Source organism: Ensifer sp. EB106-03-01-XG145 (genome assembly GCF_058792075.1).
Genome location: NZ_JBYTEC010000060.1, coordinates 1 through 2602 on the forward strand (window position 1 = coordinate 1; position 2602 = coordinate 2602).

Below are 2602 nucleotides of genomic sequence, written 5' to 3' on the forward strand. Positions count from 1 at the left end.
CAGATGATGGATTTGTTGGGCGCTACGAAGTTGTCGAGCCGCGCCGCGGAAACCGGCGGTGGCCAGATGATGTGAAGGCGCGGATCGTCGCGGAAAGCCTTGAGCCTGGTGTTCGTGTTGTTGATGTCGCGCGCCGTCATGACGTTGTTCCGCACCAGCTTTCCTTGTGGCGCCGGCAAGTGCGCGAGGGCATTCTGACGCTGCCTTTTGAGGCTATGCCGGGCCTGTCGGAGAGCGGCGATGCCGAGCCAGCATTTGTGCCTTTGGCGATTGCGGCAGAGCCGAGCGAGGCTGTGAATGTTTTGGCGCCGCCGCTGTCGGAGGCGGTTTGTCCGGTCTTGACGTTGGAGATCGGCCCGGACGTTGTGATGCGGGTTCCCGGCGATGTGCCAGTTGAACGTGTGGCCGCTCTGGTGCGCGCCATGCGAGGGACGGCATGATCGTCGCGGGCCAACGACTGCCGATCCTGATTGCAACGCGGCCGGTGGACTTCCGCTGCGGGCATCAGGCGTTGGCTCTGATGGTGCAGACCGAGTTGAAGCTCGACCCGCATTCCGGGGTGACGGTGATCTTCCGGTCGAAGCGCGGTGATCGTCTGAAAATCCTGGTATGGGATGGCACCGGAATGGTGTTGACCTACAAAATTCTTGAACATGGAAGCTTTGCCTGGCCCAAGGTGCAGGATGGGACGATGCGTCTTTCCAGGGGGCAATACGAAGCGTTATTCGAGGGGCTCGACTGGCGGCGAGTCATGGCGCAACGGGTGATCGCGCCGTCGGCGGCAGGGTGAATATCCCGCTGCCTTTGCATTGTTTTATTTGGATTTTTTGTGCTGTCTTGCTATAAGACCGCATGTCGTCGTCCCTTGATCTCAGCCTGTTTCCGGACCTTCCGCCAGAGGTGGTGAAGGCGTTTGCGGCGATGCAGTTCGAACTGTCGGTCGAGCGTGCTGCACGTCAGCACGAGCAGGCTGTGGTTGCCGAAAAGGACGCCTTCATCGCCGAGCTGAAGGAACTGGTCGAGAAGCTTGAAGGTCAGGTTCACGACTATCGGCGCACGAAGTTCGGGCCGAAATCGGAAAAGCTCGATCCGGCGCAGATGGAACTGGCGCTGGAAGACCTTGAAACGGCAATTGCCGAAACACAGGCGCGGATTGCCGCCGTGGAGAAAAAGATCGAAGCCAGCGCATCCGATCCGGAAAAAGTCGCTCCTCGCAAGGAGCGTAAAGCCCGTGCACTGCCCGAACACCTGCCGCGGGTCGAGAGAGTGATCGAGCCCGAGAGCATCGTTTGTCCCTGCGGTTGCGGCAACATGGTTCGGATCGGCGAAGACCGGACGGAACGGCTCGACCGGATTCCGGCGCGCTACGAGGTGATCGTCACCATCCGCCCGAAATACGCATGCCCCAAGGGTCGAACGGGCGTCATCCAGGCCAGAGCGCCAGCGCATCTGCTGGAAGGGAGCTGGCCGACGGAAGCCCTTCTGGCTGAGATTGCCGTCTCCAAGCATTCCGAACATATGCCGCTCAACCGGCAGGCCGAGGTCATGGCGCGACACGGGGTGCCGATAGACCGCACGGTCCTGGCCGATTGGATGGGGCGCACGGGCAGCGAAATCGCACCGGTGGTCGACCACATGGCAAAACGGCTGCTGTGGGAAAGCACGCGGCTCTATGTCGATGAGACCACGGCTCCGGTGCTTGATCCGGGGCGAGGCAAGACGAAGACCGGCTATCTGTGGGCCGTGTTGCGTGACGATCGCGGCTGGAATGGCTCTGCGCCGTCGGGCGTGGTGTTCCATTATCGACCTGGGCGTAAAGGCGAATATGCCGCTGAAATCCTCGACGGGTTCAACGGGACAATCCAGGTGGATGCCTACGGTGGTTACTCTCACCTCGCCACGTCGGACCGGATGGGTGGCGATCCCTTGAAGCTGGCCTTCTGTTGGGCGCACGGGCGCAGAAAGCTGATCAAGGCCACGCCAAAGAGTGGATCGCCCATCGTCGACGAGGCGCTGGTGCAGATCGCCGCGCTCTACAAGATCGAAGACAGTATCCGGGGCTCAGATCCCGGACATCGCCGGGCAGTTCGACAGGACCTGTCCCTCCCGCTGGTGGACGAGTTCTTCACCTGGCTGGCAGCGCAAGCCAAGCGCGTCTCACGCAAGTCTGACCTCGGAAAAGCCCTGGCCTATATGCTGACGCGGCAGGACGGCTTCCGGCTGTTTCTGGGCGACGGCCACGTCGATATCGACTCCAACCTGGTGGAAAACGCGATCCGCCGACCGGCCATGAACCGCCGCAATGCGCTCTTTGCGGGGCACGATGAAGGGGGCCGCAATTGGGCCCGGTTTGCCAGCCTGATCGGCACTTGTAAAATGAACGGCGTTGAGCCCTACGCCTATCTGTGCGACCTCTTCACCCGCCTCGCAAACGGCCACCTCGCCAAAGACATCGATGCCCTGATGCCATGGGCCTATGCCGCCCGCATCAAGGCCTCACAATGAGCTCGTCAGGTACTCTTCGGTGAGCTCATTTGACGGCCCGTAGATCAACCTCAGATCGCTGCAACTGAAAAAGCCATGGGGCGTGGACGTCGCATAC

At 61.3% G+C, this 2602-nt stretch carries 3 protein-coding genes; all 3 read left to right on the forward strand.

All coding sequences use genetic code 11. The annotated features are described in order from the left end of the window. Positions 1–440, forward strand: a 440-nt coding sequence (gene tnpA, locus AC3WWH_RS34685; protein WP_492377621.1) for an IS66-like element accessory protein TnpA, incomplete at its 5' end; no start/stop codon positions are given. Then, complete coding sequence (gene tnpB, locus AC3WWH_RS34690) at positions 437–790, forward strand: IS66 family insertion sequence element accessory protein TnpB (RefSeq protein WP_047637286.1); 354 nt, start codon at positions 437–439, stop codon at positions 788–790. The genes tnpA and tnpB, both read left to right, overlap by 4 nt. 62 nt (positions 791–852) lie before the next feature. Next, positions 853–2505 carry an IS66 family transposase gene (tnpC, locus tag AC3WWH_RS34695; RefSeq protein ID WP_065998900.1) on the forward strand — a complete coding sequence of 551 codons (1653 nt, stop codon included), beginning with the start codon at positions 853–855 and terminating at the stop codon, positions 2503–2505. The last annotated feature ends 97 nt before the right edge of the window (positions 2506–2602 follow it).